Raw genomic sequence first — 18,858 nt, forward strand, 5'->3', positions numbered from 1 at the left:
CAGCGATGGCGCAGACGACCGAACCGGCACCGGCGCGCCGGCGAGGGAACTGGCGGCACCGGGAGAACCGGGCGTCGCCCAAGTTGGTGGCGAAACGCGTCACCGAGCAGGATCACGCGGCGCTGGTCCGGTACGCCGAAGACCACGGTGTCAAGATCGCCGAGCTGCTCGCGCCGTTCGTCGCCGAGCTGATCGCCCGCGCTCATGACTACTGCGCGCAGCTCGACACCGCTGCCGCAGTACCGGCCAGGCCCTGCTAGTCGGGATGTGGCCGGACCCATGCCGCCGCGGGCATGATTCATCGGTCACGGACTGTTCTCGATGCCACCCGGCGGTAACCACGGACGCGAGGACGCGCGAGATCATCTCGTGGATCAGGAGCCCGTGGCGGTTTGCTTGATCACACTCGGCGCGGGGATGTCATCGCGCGTGTGTCCACCGGGGCGAGGACACGTACTGCTCTCATGCCTGCGGCAGCCATCGGACCCGTTGGGGGACAGCGGGAACCCGCGAGGACGTCGGCACCCCGTCACCCGACTCCAGCTGTGATCGTCCTCGGGAACGGAATGTCGTCACGTGCAATGTCGTGCGGGAAACACGGCGAAGTCCCAATAACGCTGGGCGGGTATCCCGGCGGGTTGGACGCCCTGATCTGGAAGGTGTAGCCATCCGGCGAATAACCGAACCTGTTGGGTTTACGGAAATCGTCGCGCTCGAAGACCCACCAGCCCCAGCTCTTCCAGATGTCACCTGTCTGGGTGATGAGCTTTTCGGCGTCGACCTCTGAGGGCACAGTCAGGTCGCCGGTTGCCGTGAACTCGACTGGCGGGTTGGTGTTGAGGGGTGAATCGTTGCATGGCACCGCGGTGGTGCCGCCGCTGTATCGACTCGCGTCGAAGGCGATTCCAGGAGGTAGGGCGGTAAGTGTCTTTTTGAGGTATGCGAGCACCGTGTCCTGGGCTTGTTGCTGACTGGTCGGCGTGACGACAGCCGCTTTCCACCCCGGCGGGGGCGGGGGTGCCGATGTCATGGTGGAACCTCCCAAAATAGTTGCCCCTGTGGGGACAGGCGGACCCAGCGGCTGTTCGGTGTGGCAGCCAACTGTCAGAAATCCGAGCAGCGCAAGTGCCATGAGTCGCTGAAGCTGCGTAATACCGCGCCGGTACTCGTTGCCCATGATGTCTAGCCTCCTACCGGGTAGGGAGCTTGCACGCCGCCGATCACCGCGCCCAGGTTGGCCAGCGACGGAGTGTTCGCATCCCAGTAGCTGCCGTGGGTTTTCAGGCTCGGGAAGAGTCCGCCCGGTCCTGTGCCAACTCCACTTCCGGCGAAGAGGTTGTTTGCTCCGAAATCCGCGCCCATCGGGTTGGGGCCGAGGGTGTGGGAAGTGAAGATGTTGGCGGGGCTGATCGGATCGAACGGGTCAGTCATGGCATACACCGTGCCCCCAGGGTTGATGTTCAGGTCGCTGGCATGGTCTACCAGCATGCCTGGGCTGGCGACCGCGATGACATTGTCGGCGGCCAGATGGTGCCCGTCGCTGGCCGCCGCTCCGACCAGTGTGGTGCCGTAGCTGTGCCCGATCACGGTGTCGGTGGACGGTGCCCCGATGTGCGAGGCCCGCATCCCGTTCTCGAATGAGTCGAGGGCACCGGCCCCGTGCTGGGCGTAGCTGGGCCACGGCGCCTGTTCCAGTACAGACATCGGGCGGTCATACGCCATCCAGGTCGTCACCGATACGTCTCCGGTGTGGAGGTCGCGGTTTGCAACCATCGCCGCGTCGTACATCGCCGCTGACCTGGTCATACTGCCGCCGACGTGGGTGAGGTCGTCGCCAGTTCCGGGCACCAGGACGGCGTTGTGGCTGGCCTTGTCGGGATTGCCGATCGACACCGCGGCGTGGCCCTTGTCATCGAGGTAACCCAGGTAGCGAGACGGGCCATCTTTCGGCGCCTTCATCGCGTTTTGCACGCCCTGGTACTCCGCCAGCGAGTGCTTGGCCGCTTGTAATTGCGGTCCGAGAGCAGCCATCTCGCTGCTTGTCTCCGGGCTGTGATCGCCCATGTAGACCTGGCGGGCCAGTTGGTCGTAGCGCGCTTGCATCGCATCGACGTTGGACTGGGCATTGGCCATCAGCTCGGGCAGATGACGTTCGTTGTTGTAGTGGGTCTTGTCTGCGAACGGCATCCCCGGGTGGTTCCCGATGAAGTGGTCGCGGTCGTAGACGGCATCTTTCTGGGCCTCTGACAAGTGAGTCCACCACTGCGTGAACTGCTGCGGATCATCCGGCGGAAGTCCCGGCCCCCGCACGCCAACACCACCTGCACCGCCGTCGGCGCCCTCGTCGCCGAAGCCGAACTCGTGCAACCCCGCGCTGGCTGTGGTGAGGCTGCGGGAGAGGTCGTCCTCGTCGCCGGCGAGCTTGTAGACCTTGGACATGAGGTAGCTGCGGTGGCCCTCGGCTTCCAGTTCACGCTGTTCCAGCTCGGCGGCGGAGCTGTACCAGGTGATCCGGTCGGTGACGGACCAGTCTTCACCGACCCTGAAGTTGTCGTTCTCGATTTCGTCCACGGTGTCGAGCACCGAACTCTTGGTGCCGTCCTGGGCATCGGCACCGCGCTCGGCGATCCCCGCGAGGGTGTCGGTGGTATCAACGGGCGTGCGGATTTTCACCAGGTCGAGGTAGGCGCGGTCCTGGAAGGCTTCGGCACCTGCACCGGTCCAATCGGTCCCGCCGGGGCGCAGGGAGGATTGGTGCAGCTCGGTGAATGCGGACTCCCACGTGCGGCCGAGGTTTCGCCAGGCGGCTGCGCTGGCCCGCAGGTGATCCCAGCTGGCAGCGCGGACCTCGGACAGAGTCGGTAGACCAGACATCGGGTGTTACCTGCCTACGCCGAATCCGCCGGCTGCGCCGCCGTCGCCACCGGCTGCGCGCGGGACCAGGGGGGTGATGCCCGGCGGCAGTCCACCGGCCCCACCGTCGCCGCCCGGTCTGGCGGGCAGGTGCGAGGCCACCGCGGTGAGGCGCTGCGCCCCCTGCTCGTCCTGGTCCTGGTATTCGCTCGCCGCTTTGGTGAGCTTGCTCCCGTTCGCGGTCATCCGGGATTTGCAAGCGGTGCCGATGGTGCTCATCCCGGCGTTCACCGCGCTCGTGGCTGCGCCGGTGGACTGCCAGGTGGAGAGAGTCACGGTCGGCAGAGCCGGTGCGACTGCCGCGGCGAGAGCTTCGCAACGTTGCGCGACGGTACGCAGACCTTCGGGGGTGACCTTGAGGGTAGGGGAGGTCATGGGGGAACTGTATTTGAAGGACGCGATTCAGGCGATAAGCCCAACCCTCTCGTTTCCCTCGACGAATACGCCTACCGCGTCGGAGGTGTTCGGGGTCTTCTCGCTGTAGTACATTCTGACGGCCTCGTCGATGCCGCTAGCTTCGTAGAAGTACTTGTCGCCGCAGGCATTTACCACTACGCAGTGCACTCTCAGACCTCTCCGGATTTGGATTACAGCTGGCAGTGTAGAACTGCCTACTAGGACAGCAGGTCGGGTTGCAGTTACTTTGCCGCCAAGGTGGGTCACCAATTCAGGCGAAGCCACCGGCCCGCGTGGAAGCGACCGCATCGAGCACTTCAAGGGACCGCCCCCGGCGAATGAGATCCGCTGGCCGACGACCACGCAGCTCCGGGTTTAGGCCAACCAGCCAGCGCTGAGCGGCCTCGATCGGAAAAAGGCGAAGGAGGCCCGCCATGACGGCCTCCAAAAGATCCACCCGCGATGCGTTCGCGTCGTCGACTCCCTCGCCACGCTGCCACCGGACGAGTTGGGCTGGATCGACGGCAAGCAGATACGCCAGGCGGTCCGGCCCTACGTCGTGGACCAGCGCGGCGACCTTTTGCTCCGTCGATACGGGCACGATCCAAGGCTACCGCTCGGCCCCGCCGAGAGCGGCCCACGGACTACGCGGTCCGTTTGCATCACTGCGGTCGGTTCGCCGGATCTCAGCAGTCATTGGACAGGCGCACGTGACGACCGGCGCGGTCGTTTCGCCGCCGTAAGCAGCGTCCTAAACGTAGGTGCCTCGGAGTTGGACCCAAAGAGTATGGGTGCCATCGGCTTCGGCGCTGACCTGTGTCGAGAATCCGGCCACCACAACTTGCTGCTGCTCAAGATCCCCGACGATGTCGAGCCTTCCGATGCGACTTGCGTACTGCGAAGCGGCTTTCAATGCGGACAGCAGCCGAAAGTGGTGGTAGGCGACCTGGCCGGCGAGGACCGCACGCCTCCGGGCGATTTCGACGAGGTCCGTGCGTTTTCGCGAGTCGGTGTCCAAGCACCGAGCGCCCTCCGTGCGCGCTGACCAATGGACGGTTTCAGCCGCCCTGTCATCACTCGGTTCCATCGGTTCACGCACCCTCGACCGGAGAAAGCGAGGAACGCGAGCCTTGCGAGCCGACACCACACGGCAGATCGGGCGGCTCCGGCGGGGCGATGGTCCATAGGACGACATTGCGGTGGTTGTGGCCGCCGTCGTCTTCGACTTCCCAACGCAAGGCACGAAGGGCGGGCGCGTGCCGGCGCAGGATGGACGTGACGTCGCGGCCGGATCGCGGCCAGTCTTTCGGGCGTCGCCACTGGTCGCCTGGTGGCGTGGCTTCGGACAAGATTTCGGTGCCGGACATTCCATTCAGCCGAGATGACCGACGACGCAGGTACTCGATGAACGAATTCGAGGAGACGCTGTCCTCCGAGAGCTGGTCGGACCGCAGCAGGTATCGACGGAGACCCTGGGTGCCCAACGTGGCGTCGACGGCGGCAAGGACGCGAGCGAAATCAGCCATGCGGGGATTCGATTCCAGCTTGATGGATCTCAGCTGTCTGTGCACGGAGGCCGCCAGGTCGAGTAGCCCACCCCAGATCGCTGGACGGGCAGCGTGCCACTCGGCGGTGAGCTGGGACTCCGGGCGTCGCCGCCTGGGGTCGATCCGCTTCAGGTCAACGACCGCTAGCCTTTCGGCCAAATCTGGCCGGATGGCCCCTACGTCGATCCCATTGAGAATCACGCAGCGCCGGAAGCGAACGATCGCTAGGCCGGCGTCGGTATAGAGGGCACGTTTGACGCTGCCGTCCCCTGTGGCGGCTCGACAGATCGAGTCGGAAAGCCAGTGTGGAATCGCCGACAGATTGTCCAGTGCAACGACCCATGAGCCGGAAGCCGCGGTGACCCATGAATCGGGGTCGCGCGGTGCTTGGCGCACAGGTACCGGTGACGGATCGATCAGATCTACGAGCAGCCGGCTGGTCGTGCTTTTGGCGCTTCCCTGCTCCCCGAACAAGCCCAGAACCGGATGGGGGACGTCGTACTGCACGAGTGCAGCGACCAATGCCGCGAGCAATACCGGCTGGTCCTCGTCGGTCACGTTGACGAATTGCCAGAGACCAGCAACGTTTCCGCCCCTGGGTGGGAGCGGCATCTCGTCGGTCAGCCTCGTCCGTAGGAATCTCACCGGGGCCGTGTCTGTAACAGTCCAGTGGCCGTTGCCGATGTGGATGACTTTCCCGTCGGTGCGGCCCATATCGAGATAGATGCTGCCTTGATGCTCGGCAACTCGTAGGTGCAACCGTTCAGTCGGCAGCGTGGAAGCAACTCCCTCGAGGATCAAAGCCGCGTCCGTAAGTGCCTGAGCGCCAGCAACTTTGCGTGTACTTGCAAAGTACTCAGCGGCGAGGCTGGCGCGAAGGCCGTTCCGGCCCCCTCTGAGCAGCATCGCAATATGCGGCTGGGACCGAGCTGCGCCAAACGGCTCGCCGTCATCGGTCGATCCAAGGATGTAGCGGTCTTGTGCCATATCGACCAACTGCGCCGCAACGGAACGCTTTTCGGATGGATCACGATCATCGGGTGAAACCATCAGATCGTACTTTCGTTGTTGCTCGTGAACGCGTGCGGTATTGTCATCGGTGGAACTCCATCTGTGCGATTCTGTGGATTCTGATGAGTGACCTCGGATGGACCCCGAGGTCACTCACTTTTTGAAGGGGTCATGCCGCGCCGCCGCCGCGGCGAGTTGCAGTCTCCCGCTCGCGGATCCAGCGCAGAACCTCCTCGCGGCGATAGACGACCCGCCGGCCGAGGGTGAAGCTGGCCGGCCCGAGGTCTGCATGGCGCCAATATCGAAGTGTCCCCACCGGTACGCCCGTCATCGCGGACACCTGGCGAGCATCTACAAGCTCCATCAGTTGCACTCCTAACAAATCATGCTGATTCAACATGATAGAGAGTGCCACTATCGAGTCATGCATGTCAAGCATATGATGTGATTTATGCATGATGACCTGTTTCCGGACCTGGTGCGCGACGAAAACTTCGCCGGCTCCTTCGGCGGACGGCTGCGGACCGAGAGGGAGAGCCGGAATCTGAGTCAGCGGAAGCTGGCCGAGGAGCTGATGAGGTTTGGCGTCAAGCTCGACCCTTCGGCAATCGCGAGAATCGAAAGCGGCGCTCGTGAGGTCAAGCTCCGCGAGGCCGGTGCGATTGCCCGTGCCATGCACATGATGGTCGACGATCTCATGCCGTCGAATCGTGAGGATGAGCCGTATGAGAGATTCGACCGAACATGTGACGCGGCGATTCAGCACGCGTATAAGGCGAGGCTGCACCTTGCGGAGATGGCCCAATACTTCCGGCGGGCGTCCCAGTTCGTTGAGGTATTCCCTGAGATCGCCGACGAAATCGCAGCGCAGACCGGGCACGATCGCGGTAGCACCCCGGAAGGCTTCTTGGAGAGCTACATGAAGGATTTCCCGGAGATCGAGCCGGACGCGGTCTTGGATGTTGACGCCACCACGCGTGACCTGTTGAACGGGATTGCTGTCGCTGCCGTTCAAGGCATTGTCGAGCGGAAGGCGGAGTATGACCCAGAGACGCAATCGACGCGCAGCTGTTGAGGACCGTTGGCGGCGTGCTGACCGTCCGATCCGGCAAGGGGCGGCGTTGGCTGGCCCGCTATAGCAAGGCGGATGTATGCCACGGATTCCTGCGGTAGTTTCGATCTGTGATCACCCGGAACGAACGGGCGGGAATTGATGACCGCTGGCACAAGCGCGTCAAGGAGTCAGACGGCACCATGCGCACGGAGCGGTCTGCGGTATACGGCAAGGTTTCGCGATGGCGTGTCAGGTGGGTCGACAGCACGGGCACTGAACGCACCAAGAGTTTCCAGCGTAAGCCGGATGCGCAGGCATACCTCAACGGACTGACCGCCGATGTGCAGCGCGGTGAGTACGTCGATCCGCGAAAGAGCGCGGAGACGTTCGGGTCGGTCGCCGAGCAGTGGTTCTCCACCAAACAGCACCGTAAGCCGAAGACCGTTGCAGGCTATCGGTCGTTGCTCGACACCGTGGTGCTGCCGAAATGGGAAAGTGTTCCGCTCAAACGGCTTGACTACGAGTCCTATTCAACGTGGCTGGGGGCGCTGTCGGTCGACGGTGGGCAACGCGGAACAGGACTGTCGGCAAGTCGGATTACGCAGGCCCACCAGCTGGTAGGTGCTGTCCTCAAATACGCCCAACGGACCGGCAGGGTCGCGAAGAATGTGGCACTCGAGATCAAGCGGGACGAAGATCTTCCCGAACAGGCTGAGCGTGAGCGGCGCTACCTGAGCCATGCCGAGCTTCTGATGCTGGCCAAGGCCGCGGACCGATTCGAGACGCTGACGTTGGTGCTGGGCTATTGCGGCCTCCGGTTCGGGGAGGCAGTCGCACTGAGACGCCGGCACGTGGGGGATCGGGTGCTGACGGTGCGCTCGTCCGCAACCGCGGTAACCGGTAAGGGCATCGTGGAGTCGACGACCAAGACGAAGCGCGATCGCCACGTGCCAGTGCCTGAACCTGTCTGGAAGAAACTCAAGGACGAGTTGCCCGCCGACCCGAACGCGCTGGTGTTTCCCAGCCGGAAGGGTGGGTTCCTACCGCTCGGTGAGTACCGCTGGGCATTCGACAACGCGTGCGAAGACGTCGGTATAGACGGACTGGTACCTCACGGCCTGAGACACACCACGGCGTCACTGGCGATCAGTGCAGGCGCTAACGTCAAAGTCGTGCAGAGACTCCTAGGGCATGCAACGGCGGCCATGACGCTCGACCGTTATGGGCACCTGCTCAACGACGATTTGAGCGGTGTGGCCGATGCGCTGGGCAAGGCCATCAACAGCACTGCGGTATCACTGCGGTATTTGAAGCGTCAGAACGAGCCAAAACGGCCTAGATGATGCTCTGACCTGCAACGCCCCCATAGCCCAATTGGCAGAGGCAGCGGACTTAAAATCCGCCCAGTGTCGGTTCGAGTCCGACTGGGGGCACTCGGTCAGGCCGGCTTGTCCGCCCGAATGATCGCGGCGGGCATCCCATCGGCAACCGAGTGGGTGAAGGTCACCGAGGCGCCGCCGAATCCCGCTGCGGCCAAGCCGTCCAGGTACTCCTGCTCGGACAGCGCCCCGGCTATATACCGCCGACGTGGGAGCAAGTGGGCCTACCACCGGATCGGGCCGACCGCGCTGGACGCGCTGGCCGGGTCTTCGCGCGGCGCAGTCCGTCGTGACAAAGCCGGCTCCATACCCGCCCGCCCAACGCTTTGCAAGGACCGGTGGTCCGTACTGCAGAATTCGTCGACCGAGATTTCTTAATTTCTTATTCAATACTAATCGCGATACAGATCACAAGTTAGCCTTGTGCGGTGGACCTCCAGGTCAAGTCAACCGACATCAGTTGCTGTCAGGGTCCAGATCAACTGCGTCGGATGTGGTTGACGGGATTAGCCTGCGACGTCGATCACAATAGTTACGTCATTTTCCTTTCACCTCGAATTCACCGCTAGGATCGACCGAGCACCCCGTCCTGGCACCCCGGTCGTACTGACCGCGCTGCGGCAGCTACGTGGGCGTGTGCGGCAATGACGATACGAATTGTGATCGATGGGAGCGATGTGGACGACGTGGTGGCTTACGGATCAACCCGACCGAGAGCTCGCATCGTCGACACCGTGACGATCGGTCGCGGCCCGATCGGCGGCATCGCGGTCACCGCGGACGGCGGCCGGCTGCTGGCCACCAACTACGGCGACGACACCGTTTCCATCATCGACACCGCCAGCTGCGCCATCGTGGCCACCGTGTTCCAGGCCGACGAGCCGTTCTCGATCGCCGTGGGCCCCGCCGGTACCGCTCGGGCCTACGTCACCGCAGGCTCGATGGCGCTCGACGCCGTCCTGGCGATCGACGTCGACTCCGCCGAGGTCACCGGGTGCTACCCGGTGGCGATGGGCATCAGCAACCTGGTCGCCGACCCGATGGGCAGCCGCGTCTACATCACCCGCACCGGTTCCACCGGCGTCGAGGTGCTCACGCTCGACGCGACCATGCGCCCCGCCGGCGTCGTCCAGGTGGCCAAGAGTCCCGCGGCGGACGCGGCTGGTCTGCGGATCAGCCCCGACGGCCGGCGGCTGTACGTGGCGGTCCGTCAGCCGACCGGTGACACGCTCACGGTCCTGGACCGCGAACTGAACGTTATTGACACCATCAAGGTCGGCTCGACCGTCATCGACGTCGCCGTCAGCGCAGACGGTGCCCGGCTGTTCCTCGCGACCACCGGTTCCGACGGCCGCGGGGCGGTTCACGTCATCGATGCCCGCACCCACGCCGTCAGCGCCCATTTTGTTGTCGACACCCAGCTGATCCAGCTGATCGTGAGCCGCGACGGCGACCGCGTCTACCTGGTCACTGCGGCCGGCATCCTGGTGATGTGCGCCCGCACCAACGAGACCCTCGGCGTGCTGAGCGCGACCACGGCGCCGTCCTGCGCGGTGGAGAGCCCGGATGGCAGCCGCCTGTACATCGCCGGCTTCGACGGCGCGGTGACCGTCGCCTCGCTGGCCGACCTGCCGGCGCCGTCGGCGTCGCTGCATGAGCAACTCGCGCTCGACGACGCCGTCAGCCGGATGCTCCAACTCGAACCCGCTCTGTAGTCGAAGCCCCGCGGCGGGTGCCGGCGTGGTCGAATATGTCGATGCGCAGCACTATGCAGAATTGGCCGTTGACGGTCGGGGCCATCTTGCACCACGCCACTGGAATCCACGGCGCCCGCACCGTGACGACCATGACCGGCGACGGTTTTCGCACCACCACTTACCGTGAGTTGGGCGGGCAGGTGGCCCGGTTGGCGAATGCCCTGCGACGGCTTGGCATCACCGGCGATGAACGGGTTGCCACCTTCATGTGGAACAACACCGAACACCTGGCCGCCTACCTGGCGGTACCGGCGATGGGTGCGGTGCTGCACACGCTCAATATCCGGCTGTTCGCCGAGCAGATCGTCTTCGTCGCCAACGAGGCGCAGGACCGGGTGATCCTGGTCGACGTGTCACTGGCCGGGCTGCTGGCGCCGGTGCTGGCGCAACTCGACACCGTGCACACCGTGATCGCGGTCGGCGAGGCTGACACCACCGCTGTCGAGGCACTGGAGGCCTCCGGTAAGACCGTGCTGCGCTACGCCGACGTGCTGGCAGCCGAGGCGTGCGAGTTCGACTGGCCGGTCCTCGACGAGAATTCGGCGGCCGCCATGTGCTACACCAGCGGCACCACCGGCAACCCGAAGGGCGTGGTGTACAGCCACCGGTCCAGCTACCTGCACACCATGGCGGCCTGCACGACGAACGGTATCGGGGTGGGCTCGGGTGACTGCGTGCTGCCGATCGTGCCGATGTTTCACGCCAACGCGTGGGGGCTGCCCTATGCGGCGCTGATGGCCGGAGCGGATCTGGCGATGCCTGACCGGCATCTGGACGCCACATCGCTGGTCGCGCTCATCGAGGCGCAGCGGCCGACGGTGGCCGGTGCGGTGCCGACGATCTGGAACGACGTCATGCACTACCTGGATCGTGAACCCGGCCATGACATCTCGTCGCTTCGACTGGTGGCGTGCGGCGGTTCGGCGGTCCCGGTGTCGCTGATGCGGGCGTTCGAGGAGCGCTACGGCGTGCAGGTTCGGCAACTGTGGGGGATGACCGAGACCTCGCCGCTGGCCACCATGGCCTGGCCGCCGCCCGGCACCCCGCCCGATGAGCACTGGTCGCTGCGCGGTACCCAGGGCCAGCCGGTGTGCGGTGTCGAGGCACGCATCGTCGACGACGACGGCCGGGTGCTGCCCAACGACGGCGAAGCGGTCGGCGAGTTGGAGGTGCGCGGCCCGTGGATCACCGGCGCCTACTACCGCGGCCAGGACGAATCCAAGTTCTCCTCCGGGTGGCTGCGCACCGGCGACGTGGGCCGCATCGACGCGCAGGGCTTCATCACCCTGACCGATCGGGCCAAGGACGTGATCAAGTCCGGTGGGGAGTGGATCTCCTCGGTGGAGTTGGAGAACGAGCTGATCGGCCACCCGGATGTGGTCGAGGCCGCCGTCGTCGGGGTGCCCGACGAGCGCTGGCAGGAACGGCCATTGGCCGTTGTCGTCACGCGGGACGGCACCTCGGTGAGCGCCGCCGAACTACGAACGTTCCTGTCCGACAAGGTTGCCCGCTGGTGGCTGCCGGAGCGCTGGACATTCGTCGAGGAGATTCCGCGCACCAGCGTCGGCAAGTACGACAAGAAGACCATCCGAGCCCGATACTCCGACAATCAATACCAGGTGAGAGAGGTGCGTGACTGATGAGTCTGCGCGTTATCCAGTGGGCGACCGGCTCGGTCGGCGTGGCCGCGATCAAAGGTGTACTCGAACATCCCGACCTGGAACTGGTCGGCTGCTGGGTGCACTCGAAAGCCAAGAGCGGCAAGGATGTCGGTGAGATCATCGGAACTGCACCGATAGGGGTGAAGGCCACCGACAGCATTGACGAGATCCTGGCCGTCGATGCCGACGCGGTGATCTATGCGCCGCTGATGGCCAACGTGGAGGAGGTCGCCGCGCTGCTGCGTTCGGGAAAGAACGTCGTCACCCCCGTTGGTTGGGTCTACCCCAGCACACGGGCGGCTGCCCCGTTGGAAGCGGCCGCGCAGGCCGGCGGTGCGTCGCTGCACGGTGTCGGTATCGCTCCCGGCGCCGCCAGCGAGCTATTCCCGCTGCTGTTATCGGTGATGTCCACCGGGGTGACTTTCGTTCGCTGCGAAGAGTTCTCCGATTTGCGGACTTATGGCGCGCCGGATGTGCTGCGTCATGTGATGGGCTTCGGGGGTGCACCCGAGAGCGCGCTGACGGGCCCGATGCAGAAAATTCTCGACAGTGGCTTCGTGCAGTCGGCGAGGTTGTGTGTGGACCGGCTGGGTTTCGCCGCCGACGAGCAGATCCGCTCATCCCAGGAGGTGGCGGTGGCGACCGCTCCGATCGACTCACCGATCGGGGTGATCGAGCCGGGGCAGGTCGCCGCGCGTCGTTTTCACTGGGAGGCGATGGTAGGCGACACCGTGGTGGTGCGAATCACGGTCAACTGGCTGATGGGAGAGGAAAACCTCGACCCGCCATGGTCTTTCGGTCCGGCGAAAGAACGTTACGAGATGGAGGTGCGGGGCAATCCGAACACGTTCGTCACGGTCAAGGGTTGGCAGCCGGAAAGCGTCGAAGAGGGCCTGAAGAGCAATCCCGGTGTCGTGGCAACTGCGGCACACTGTGTCAACGCCATCCCGGCGACCTGTGCGGCTCCGGCCGGCGTCGTCGGGTTCTTCGACCTGCCACTGATCACCGGCCGAGCCGCCCCCGGACTGGCGCGGTAGAAGCTAACCTCGGCTGATGCCTCACGTCGTCGAACAATCCCGTGCGATCCCGGTAGCCGTCGATGACGCGTTCGCCGGAACGTTGCCGCTACCGCTGCCACAGCTTTTCCGGCACTGGTACGGGCCGATCCCGCCGATCAAAGAGGTCCGGGACCAGGACGGCGAGTGGGCGACCGTCGGCCAGACCCGAACCGTGCGACTGACCGGTGGCGGCAGCATGCGAGAGGAGCTGACCGGGGTCGACCCACCGCGGTCGTTCGACTACCGGCTCACCGACATCACCGGCCCGTTGGCGCCGCTGGTTCGTCTCGTCGAGGGTCGATGGGAATTCAGCCCCACCGCAGCGGGCACCACGGTCACCTGGCGGTGGGTCATCCACCCCAGATCCGTGCTGGCCGTACCCGTGATGCCGGTGCTCGGCAGGTTGTGGCAGGGCTACGCTCGGCGGTCGCTGGCGCAGCTGGCCGCGCTGTTGGAGGGCTGAGGCGACGATGTGCCGACTGTTCGCCCTGCATGCCGGGACCAAGGTCGTGACCGCAACGTTCTGGCTGCTCGACGCCCCGGACAGTCTGGCCGCCCAGAGCCGGCGCAACCCCGACGGGACCGGGCTGGGGGCATTCGACGGCTACGGGCAACCGCGGGTGCGTAAGCAGCCGATCGCGGCGTGGCGCGACGTCGACTTCGCCACCGAAGCGCACGACATGACCGGCACCACGTTCGTCGCCCACGTCCGGTACGCCACCACGGGCCGGTGCGACGTCGTCAACACCCACCCGTTCCTGCAGGACGGCCGTATCTTCGCGCACAACGGCGTGGTCGAGGACCTTGCCGCCGTTGACCAGCGGCTGCGCGAAGTCGACGGCTACGGCCTGGTGCTGGGCGAGACCGACTCCGAACGCGTCTTCGCCCTCATCACCGCCGCGATCCGGGCCCGGCGCAGCGACGTGGCGGCCGGCCTGGTTGACGCCGTGAAGTGGCTCGCCGCCAACGTGCCGATCTTCTCGCTCAATCTGGTGCTGAGCACCGCCACCGACATGTGGGCGCTGCGCTACCCCGAGGCCAACGAGCTCTACATCCTGGACCGGCGAGACGGCGTGGCTCCCGCAGGTCTGGCAATGCGCACCGAGCGGATTCGAGCCGATGCCAAGCAATTGCGCGGCCGGCCGGCGGTGGTGTTCGCCAGCGAACCGATGGACGACGACACCCGCTGGGAACCGATCGAGCCGGGCCAGCTGGTGCACGTCGACGCGGGCCTGCGGATCACCCGCCGCCTGGTGCTGCCCGATCCGCCCGCGCGGCAGCTGCGGCGCGAAGACCTGAACCCGGTGGCCGCAGCGGCTCAACACCCGGCGGTGTGAGCGCGATGACGAAGCGTGCGCTGGTATTGGCCGGCGGGGGAGTGGCGGGAATCGCCTGGGAGACCGGCGTGCTGTGCGGCATCGCGGACGAGTCGCCGGCCACCGCGGCAGCGCTGCTGGAATCCGATGTGCTGGTGGGGACCTCGGCCGGTTCGGCGGTGAGTGCGCAGATCGGCAGCGGGGCCGGTCTCGACGAGCTGTTCGCCCGGCAGGTGGCCGAGACCTCGCCCGAACTCGATCCCGGCGTGGGCATCGAGGGAATCGCCGAGCTGTTCTTGGCAGCGATGACCGAGCCGAACACGTCGGCCGCGCAGAAGATGCAGCGTATCGGCGCGGTGGCGCTGGCCGCCGAGACGGTCCCCGCCCCGGTGCGCCGGCAGGTGATCGAGCACCGGTTGCCGTCGCATCGGTGGCCGGACCGCTGCCTGCGGATCACCGCGATCGACATCGACACCGGCGGACTGATGGTGTTCGACCGGGACTCGGGCGTCGACCTCGTCGATGCGGTGGCGGCCAGCTGCGCGGTGCCGGGCGTCTGGCCACCCGTCGTGATCGGTGGGCGGCGTTACATGGACGGTGGGATGCGCAGCTCGATCAACCTCGACGTCGCCGACGATTGCGACGCGACCGTCGTGCTGGTGCCGTCCGGGGAAGCGACTCCGTCGCCGTTCAGCGCCGGTGCGGGCGCCGAGGTCGCGGCTTTTCGCGGGCGGGCGTACGCGGTCTTCGCCGACGGTGTTGCGTTGCGCGCCTTCGGCAGCAATCCGCTGGACCCGGCGTGCCGGGTGCCGTCGGCGCAGGCCGGACGCGAGCAGGGGCGCCGGCACGCCGCCGCCATCGCCGAGTTCTTGGCGCCAGGGGACTAAGGCGAATTCATCGCGTCCAGGGCGCGCCCGGTGAGTTCGCGGCCCACCTCGATCAACTCCGCTGCGCGATGAAAATCCAGGCTGCGGCAGGCGATACGAGGCACTTCGATGAGTAGATCCGGTGGGTGCGACGCCAGCTGATGGCGGGTCAGTGCTGCCTGGGCGATGTCGATGGTGCGGTTCATCACCTCGAAGCTGCCGAGTTTGGGCACCCCGGCTGCGCCGGATGCGGCGTCCGCTGTGTCGTCGTCATCGGTTTCGTGCTCGGATTCCCCGCTGCTGAACCGATCCAGGATCGCCCGTGCTGTCGGCCGGTCCAGCAAGCCCCGCGCCCCGCTGGTGTCCAGCAACGCGGATGTGCTGCGCAACATGCGATTCAGTCGCCCGGCCGGGGCACCGCGTTCCGAATCGTCTGCGGCGGGGCCGACGACTGTCGGGTCACCGCCGTTGAGGCTCACCGCCAGCGTCAGGTCGGCGTTGACGGCGCACAACGGCGCCATCGGCAGCGGGTCGAGGATGCCGCCGTCGGCGAGCAGACGGCCGTCGACCACATGCGGTGCGATCACCCCCGGGATGGCGATCGAGGCGCGGATAGCGGTGTCGACCGGGCCGTGCTGCAGCCACACCGACCGGCCCGCGATCAGATCGGTCGCGACGGCGGTGTAGGGAATCGGCAGTTGCTCGATGTCGATATCGCCCAATATCTCCCGGACGACATCGAGAATCTTTCCGGCCCGCAGCACCCCCGCCGCGGTGAACGACGGGTCCAGCAGCCGCAGCACCGCCCCCTGAGTCAGCGACTTGGCCCACTCGGCGAAGTCGTCGAGTCGCCCGGCCGCCTGCAGCCCGCCGACCAGCGCACCCATCGACGAACCGGAGATCCCGACGATGTCGTAGCCGCGCGCGCGCAGTTCGGTGATCACCCCGATATGGGCGTATCCGCGCGCGCCGCCGCTGCCCAGCACCACCGACACCCGGGGTGCAGTTGTAGGTGCAGTTGTAGAGGTCATGCCCACCATTTTGCGGGTAATGCCGCACCGGCCTTTTGGGTCACCGTGATCGCAAACGCAGTTTCGGCACAAAGGGCCAGGTCACGATGGGTAGACGGTAGCGCGCCGACCGGTAATGTGCGCTGCGGCGCGCGGCTGGCGGATGCGCGCCGGCGCCGCTTGGGCCTAACATGGCCGTTGTGATGGAGCACGTCGGATTCCAGGGTTGTTGTCGCCGCAGCTGAGCGCTGCCGTCGACCCCCCAATCCATCCCCATCCGTTCTGGAGTTTCACCATGGTTATCGCTGATCCTGTCTCGTTGCGGCGTTCGGCCTCCCGGCCCCGCTCGCTGCGCCTGCCCGACCTGCTGGCGACCACCGACCTGGCCGCCGAGTCGGTGCTGGCCGGCCGCTACGAACACCTGCTGCCCGCATCGGGGCTGCCCGTCGACAGTCGCTGGTTCACCCGGATCCACGGCGACGATCGGCTCGACATCTGGCTGATCAGCTGGGTGCCCGGCCACGCCACCGAACTGCACGACCACGGCGATTCGCTCGGAGCCTTGACCGTACTGTCCGGCTCACTGGATGAATTCCATTGGGATGGCAGTCAGTTGGCGCAGCGGCGGCTCGATGCCGGCGATCAGGCCGCGTTTTCGCAGGGCTGGGTGCACGACGTCGTCTGGGCGCCGTCTCGCCCCGGCCCGACGCTGAGTGTGCACGCCTACTCGCCGCCGCTGGTCGAGATGTCCTACTACGACGTCGCGCCCGACAACGCGCTGCACCGGCAACGCACCGAACTCACCGAATACCCGGAGGCATCGTGACCGCGACACAGGTGACCAGTCGTATCGACGGGATGCTCGCCTCGGCGCGGGAGCGGCTGCAGCGGCTGACCGCCGACGAGGTGCCTGCGGCGCTGCGCAATGGCGCACACCTGGTCGACATCCGGCCGGCAGCTCAGCGCGCGCGGGAGGGGCAGGTGCCCGCCGCTCTGGTGATCGAGCGCAACGTGCTGGAGTGGCGCTGCGACCCGACCAGCGACTCCCGGCTGCCGCAGGCCGTCGACGACGACGTGCAGTGGGTGATCCTGTGCTCGGAGGGCTACACCTCGAGTCTGGCGGCGGCCGCACTGGTGGACCTGGGCCTGCATCGCGCCACCGACGTCATCGGCGGCTATCACGCACTGGTCGCCGCCGGGGTGCTGGTGGAATCGAAAGGGTCAGGCGTTGGAGTGCAGCAGCGGCCGCAGCCGCTCGGTTTTATCCGCGCTCCACGCCGGTGGATGTAATATCGCCGCCCACGCATTGGCGACGTCGGCGACATAGTGGTGACCGTGACCATCCGGCACGTCGACTGCCACCGCCATGTCGGCTGACACCTGCAGGAACGTCACGATCGGTTTCCACTGCACCTGCGGCAGCACGTCGTAGCCGCGCGGCTCGCTCAGCCAGTCCGGCTTGTTGAACAGCAGATCCGGGTTCCACCAGGCGATCGGGTCGGAGGCGTGCTGCAGGTACACCACCCTTGGAGAAGCCGGCGCATCCGCCATGCCCCAGGAATCGTCCGGGCGCGCCAGGTCGTCCGGGCGGGCGACGAACCGGACATTGCGCCCGCCGTCATAGACCGGCAGCCATTGCGGGGACCCGGGATCGCGGTTCACGGTCAGGCCTTTCCAGATGGTGTTCTGAAACGTCGGCCCGGAGAAGAGCGCGCCGTCAGTACGCGCCAGCACGTTGTTGAGGCTCATGAACGATGCCTCGCCGCCGAACGACCCGAGACTCTCGCCGAACACCACCAGCTTGGGGCGCCGGGACTCCGGCAGGGCCCGGACCCGTCTGTCGACGGCCTCGAACAGCGCCTGGCCGGCCTGGCGGGCGTTCTCCTTGTCGACCAGGAAGGACAGCCAGCTGGGCAGGAACGAATACTGCATGCTCACGATCGCGGTGTCGCCGTTGAAGATGTACTCCAGCGCGGTGGCCTCCGCCTCATTGATCCAGCCGGTGCCGGTCGTCGTGGCCACGGCCACCACCGCGCGGTTCAGCCCGCCGGTACGGGCCAGTTCTTCGGCGGCCAGTTCGGCGGTCGCCTTGATTCCGTCAGCAGAATTGAGACCGGCGTAGGCGCGGATCGGCTCGACCGCCGGTGTGGCGTTGAACGCGGTGAGCTGGGCGACGGTGGGACCTTCGGCCACAAAGGCTCGGCCCTGATGACCCAGCGACTCCCAGGACGCGAGCGACCCCGGCCCACCGGAGCGCAGCGGTGTGGTCGGAGCAGGAAGGTCGGGGCTCATTTCGTTGTTGGCCGAGGCGAAAGTGTGGTTCATCGCGCGCATTCCAGCTTTCGCCACCACGCCGTTGAGGACCGCGATGAGCAACGCCACCAACAGTGACACCGCGACGACCGCCGAAACCCGCGGTGGCGCCACCCGCTCGAGTTGGCTCATCAGGAAGCGGATCAGGATTTTGATCAGCTGGCCGATTTCGACGAGGACGAACATCGTGACGATGGCCAGTGCGGCCGCCTGCGGGTAGTTGTACCAATTCAGCCGCGGCACGCCCATAAGGTCGCGGAGCCGGTCCTGCCAGATGTGGACCCAGATGACGATGGCTAGGTGGCCGATCGCCCCGACGGAGATGAGCACCAGCCACGTCCACCGAGGCGCCGGTGGGCTGGAATCCCGGGACTGCATGAACCGGACCAACCAGACACTGAATACCCCCACGGCGTACCCGGTTGCGCCGGACGCGCCACTGACAAGGCCCTGGAACAGCGGCCCCCGGGGCAGCAGCGACGGTGTCATCGACAACCACAGGAACACCAAGCCGACCGCTGTGCCGGTGAACGTGTAATGCCGTATCCACCAGGGCTTTTCGGAAGGATCGGGCATG

Annotated in this window: 22 protein-coding genes and 1 tRNA gene; 12 read left to right on the plus strand and 11 right to left on the minus strand. The window is 66.0% G+C overall.

Features of this window, described 5'->3' with window-relative positions; translation table 11 throughout:
• Positions 1-5: 5 nt before the first annotated feature.
• Positions 6-260, plus strand: coding sequence for a hypothetical protein (locus ACZYY4_RS15045; protein ID WP_463810791.1), 255 nt, complete (start codon positions 6-8; stop codon positions 258-260).
• Between the two features lie 269 nt (positions 261-529).
• Here ACZYY4_RS15045 and ACZYY4_RS15050 read toward each other — a convergent pair whose 3' ends face one another.
• From ACZYY4_RS15050 to ACZYY4_RS15085, 8 genes are all read right to left on the minus strand, one after another.
• Complete coding sequence (locus ACZYY4_RS15050) at positions 530-1,177, minus strand: hypothetical protein (RefSeq protein WP_463810792.1); 648 nt, start codon at positions 1,175-1,177, stop codon at positions 530-532.
• Between the two features lie 5 nt (positions 1,178-1,182).
• The gene (locus ACZYY4_RS15055) at positions 1,183-2,874 is read right to left on the minus strand and encodes an alpha/beta hydrolase (RefSeq protein WP_463810793.1); all 1,692 of its coding nucleotides are present in this window, start codon (positions 2,872-2,874) and stop codon (positions 1,183-1,185) included.
• A gap of 6 nt (positions 2,875-2,880) precedes the next feature.
• On the minus strand, positions 2,881-3,288 hold the full coding sequence (locus ACZYY4_RS15060) for a type VII secretion target (protein ID WP_463810795.1): 408 nt from the start codon (positions 3,286-3,288) through the stop codon (positions 2,881-2,883).
• 27 nt (positions 3,289-3,315) lie between these two features.
• Complete coding sequence (locus ACZYY4_RS15065) at positions 3,316-3,477, minus strand: hypothetical protein (RefSeq protein WP_463810796.1); 162 nt, start codon at positions 3,475-3,477, stop codon at positions 3,316-3,318.
• A gap of 103 nt (positions 3,478-3,580) precedes the next feature.
• Positions 3,581-3,910: a hypothetical protein gene (locus ACZYY4_RS15070; protein ID WP_463810798.1), complete on the minus strand. Its 330-nt coding sequence runs from the start codon at positions 3,908-3,910 to the stop codon at positions 3,581-3,583.
• A gap of 150 nt (positions 3,911-4,060) precedes the next feature.
• Positions 4,061-4,327, minus strand: coding sequence for a hypothetical protein (locus ACZYY4_RS15075; protein WP_463810799.1), 267 nt, complete (start codon positions 4,325-4,327; stop codon positions 4,061-4,063).
• Positions 4,328-4,400: 73 nt separating this feature from the next.
• Positions 4,401-5,906, minus strand: a complete 1,506-nt coding sequence (locus ACZYY4_RS15080; protein ID WP_463810800.1) for an ATP-binding protein — start codon at positions 5,904-5,906, stop codon at positions 4,401-4,403.
• 130 nt (positions 5,907-6,036) lie between these two features.
• On the minus strand, positions 6,037-6,231 hold the full coding sequence (locus ACZYY4_RS15085; protein WP_463810801.1) for a helix-turn-helix transcriptional regulator: 195 nt from the start codon (positions 6,229-6,231) through the stop codon (positions 6,037-6,039).
• An 87-nt stretch (positions 6,232-6,318) separates the two neighbouring features.
• Here ACZYY4_RS15085 and ACZYY4_RS15090 point away from each other — a divergent pair, with 87 nt between their 5' ends.
• The 3 genes from ACZYY4_RS15090 to ACZYY4_RS15100 all read left to right on the plus strand — a co-directional run bounded on the left by ACZYY4_RS15090 (position 6,319) and on the right by ACZYY4_RS15100 (position 8,354).
• Positions 6,319-6,942 carry a helix-turn-helix domain-containing protein gene (locus ACZYY4_RS15090; RefSeq protein WP_463810802.1) on the plus strand — a complete coding sequence of 208 codons (624 nt, stop codon included), beginning with the start codon at positions 6,319-6,321 and terminating at the stop codon, positions 6,940-6,942.
• A gap of 107 nt (positions 6,943-7,049) precedes the next feature.
• Positions 7,050-8,264, plus strand: a complete 1,215-nt coding sequence (locus tag ACZYY4_RS15095; RefSeq protein ID WP_463810803.1) for a tyrosine-type recombinase/integrase — start codon at positions 7,050-7,052, stop codon at positions 8,262-8,264.
• A 16-nt stretch (positions 8,265-8,280) separates the two neighbouring features.
• A tRNA-Leu gene (locus tag ACZYY4_RS15100) sits at positions 8,281-8,354 on the plus strand.
• A 5-nt stretch (positions 8,355-8,359) separates the two neighbouring features.
• Here ACZYY4_RS15100 and ACZYY4_RS15105 read toward each other — a convergent pair.
• Positions 8,360-8,518 carry a hypothetical protein gene (locus ACZYY4_RS15105; RefSeq protein ID WP_463810804.1) on the minus strand — a complete coding sequence of 53 codons (159 nt, stop codon included), beginning with the start codon at positions 8,516-8,518 and terminating at the stop codon, positions 8,360-8,362.
• A 516-nt stretch (positions 8,519-9,034) separates the two neighbouring features.
• Here ACZYY4_RS15105 and ACZYY4_RS15110 point away from each other — a divergent pair.
• The 6 genes from ACZYY4_RS15110 to ACZYY4_RS15135 are packed head-to-tail and all read left to right on the plus strand — an operon-like array spanning position 9,035 to position 14,979.
• On the plus strand, positions 9,035-10,015 hold the full coding sequence (locus ACZYY4_RS15110) for a YncE family protein (protein ID WP_463810805.1): 981 nt from the start codon (positions 9,035-9,037) through the stop codon (positions 10,013-10,015).
• Positions 10,016-10,056: 41 nt separating this feature from the next.
• The gene (locus ACZYY4_RS15115; RefSeq protein WP_463810806.1) at positions 10,057-11,697 is read left to right on the plus strand and encodes a long-chain fatty acid--CoA ligase; all 1,641 of its coding nucleotides are present in this window, start codon (positions 10,057-10,059) and stop codon (positions 11,695-11,697) included.
• Positions 11,697-12,755 carry an NAD(P)H-dependent amine dehydrogenase family protein gene (locus ACZYY4_RS15120; RefSeq protein WP_463810807.1) on the plus strand — a complete coding sequence of 353 codons (1,059 nt, stop codon included), beginning with the start codon at positions 11,697-11,699 and terminating at the stop codon, positions 12,753-12,755. Before ACZYY4_RS15115 ends, ACZYY4_RS15120 begins: the two co-directional genes overlap by 1 nt.
• A gap of 16 nt (positions 12,756-12,771) precedes the next feature.
• A complete protein-coding gene (locus ACZYY4_RS15125) occupies positions 12,772-13,239 on the plus strand; it encodes an SRPBCC family protein (protein ID WP_463810808.1) in 468 nt (155 codons plus the stop codon).
• Positions 13,240-13,246: 7 nt separating this feature from the next.
• Entirely contained in the window at positions 13,247-14,113 is an 867-nt protein-coding gene (locus ACZYY4_RS15130; protein ID WP_463810809.1) for a class II glutamine amidotransferase, read from the plus strand.
• Between the two features lie 5 nt (positions 14,114-14,118).
• A complete protein-coding gene (locus ACZYY4_RS15135; protein WP_463810810.1) occupies positions 14,119-14,979 on the plus strand; it encodes a patatin-like phospholipase family protein in 861 nt (286 codons plus the stop codon).
• Here the strand turns inward: ACZYY4_RS15135 and ACZYY4_RS15140 are convergent.
• Positions 14,976-15,989 (minus strand): patatin-like phospholipase family protein, encoded by a 1,014-nt coding sequence (locus tag ACZYY4_RS15140; protein WP_463810811.1) that lies wholly within the window; start codon positions 15,987-15,989, stop codon positions 14,976-14,978. The genes ACZYY4_RS15135 and ACZYY4_RS15140 overlap by 4 nt on opposite strands.
• Before the next feature lie 274 nt (positions 15,990-16,263).
• Here ACZYY4_RS15140 and ACZYY4_RS15145 point away from each other — a divergent pair, with 274 nt between their 5' ends.
• Positions 16,264-16,794 carry a cysteine dioxygenase gene (locus ACZYY4_RS15145; protein ID WP_463810812.1) on the plus strand — a complete coding sequence of 177 codons (531 nt, stop codon included), beginning with the start codon at positions 16,264-16,266 and terminating at the stop codon, positions 16,792-16,794.
• 32 nt (positions 16,795-16,826) lie between these two features.
• A complete protein-coding gene (locus ACZYY4_RS15150) occupies positions 16,827-17,258 on the plus strand; it encodes a rhodanese-like domain-containing protein (protein ID WP_463810848.1) in 432 nt (143 codons plus the stop codon).
• Here ACZYY4_RS15150 and ACZYY4_RS15155 read toward each other — a convergent pair.
• A complete protein-coding gene (locus tag ACZYY4_RS15155) occupies positions 17,190-18,857 on the minus strand; it encodes an alpha/beta hydrolase (RefSeq protein WP_463810813.1) in 1,668 nt (555 codons plus the stop codon). The genes ACZYY4_RS15150 and ACZYY4_RS15155 overlap by 69 nt on opposite strands.
• Between the last annotated feature and the right edge of the window lies 1 nt (position 18,858).

Source organism: Mycobacterium sp. IDUB_21 (genome assembly GCF_055419425.1).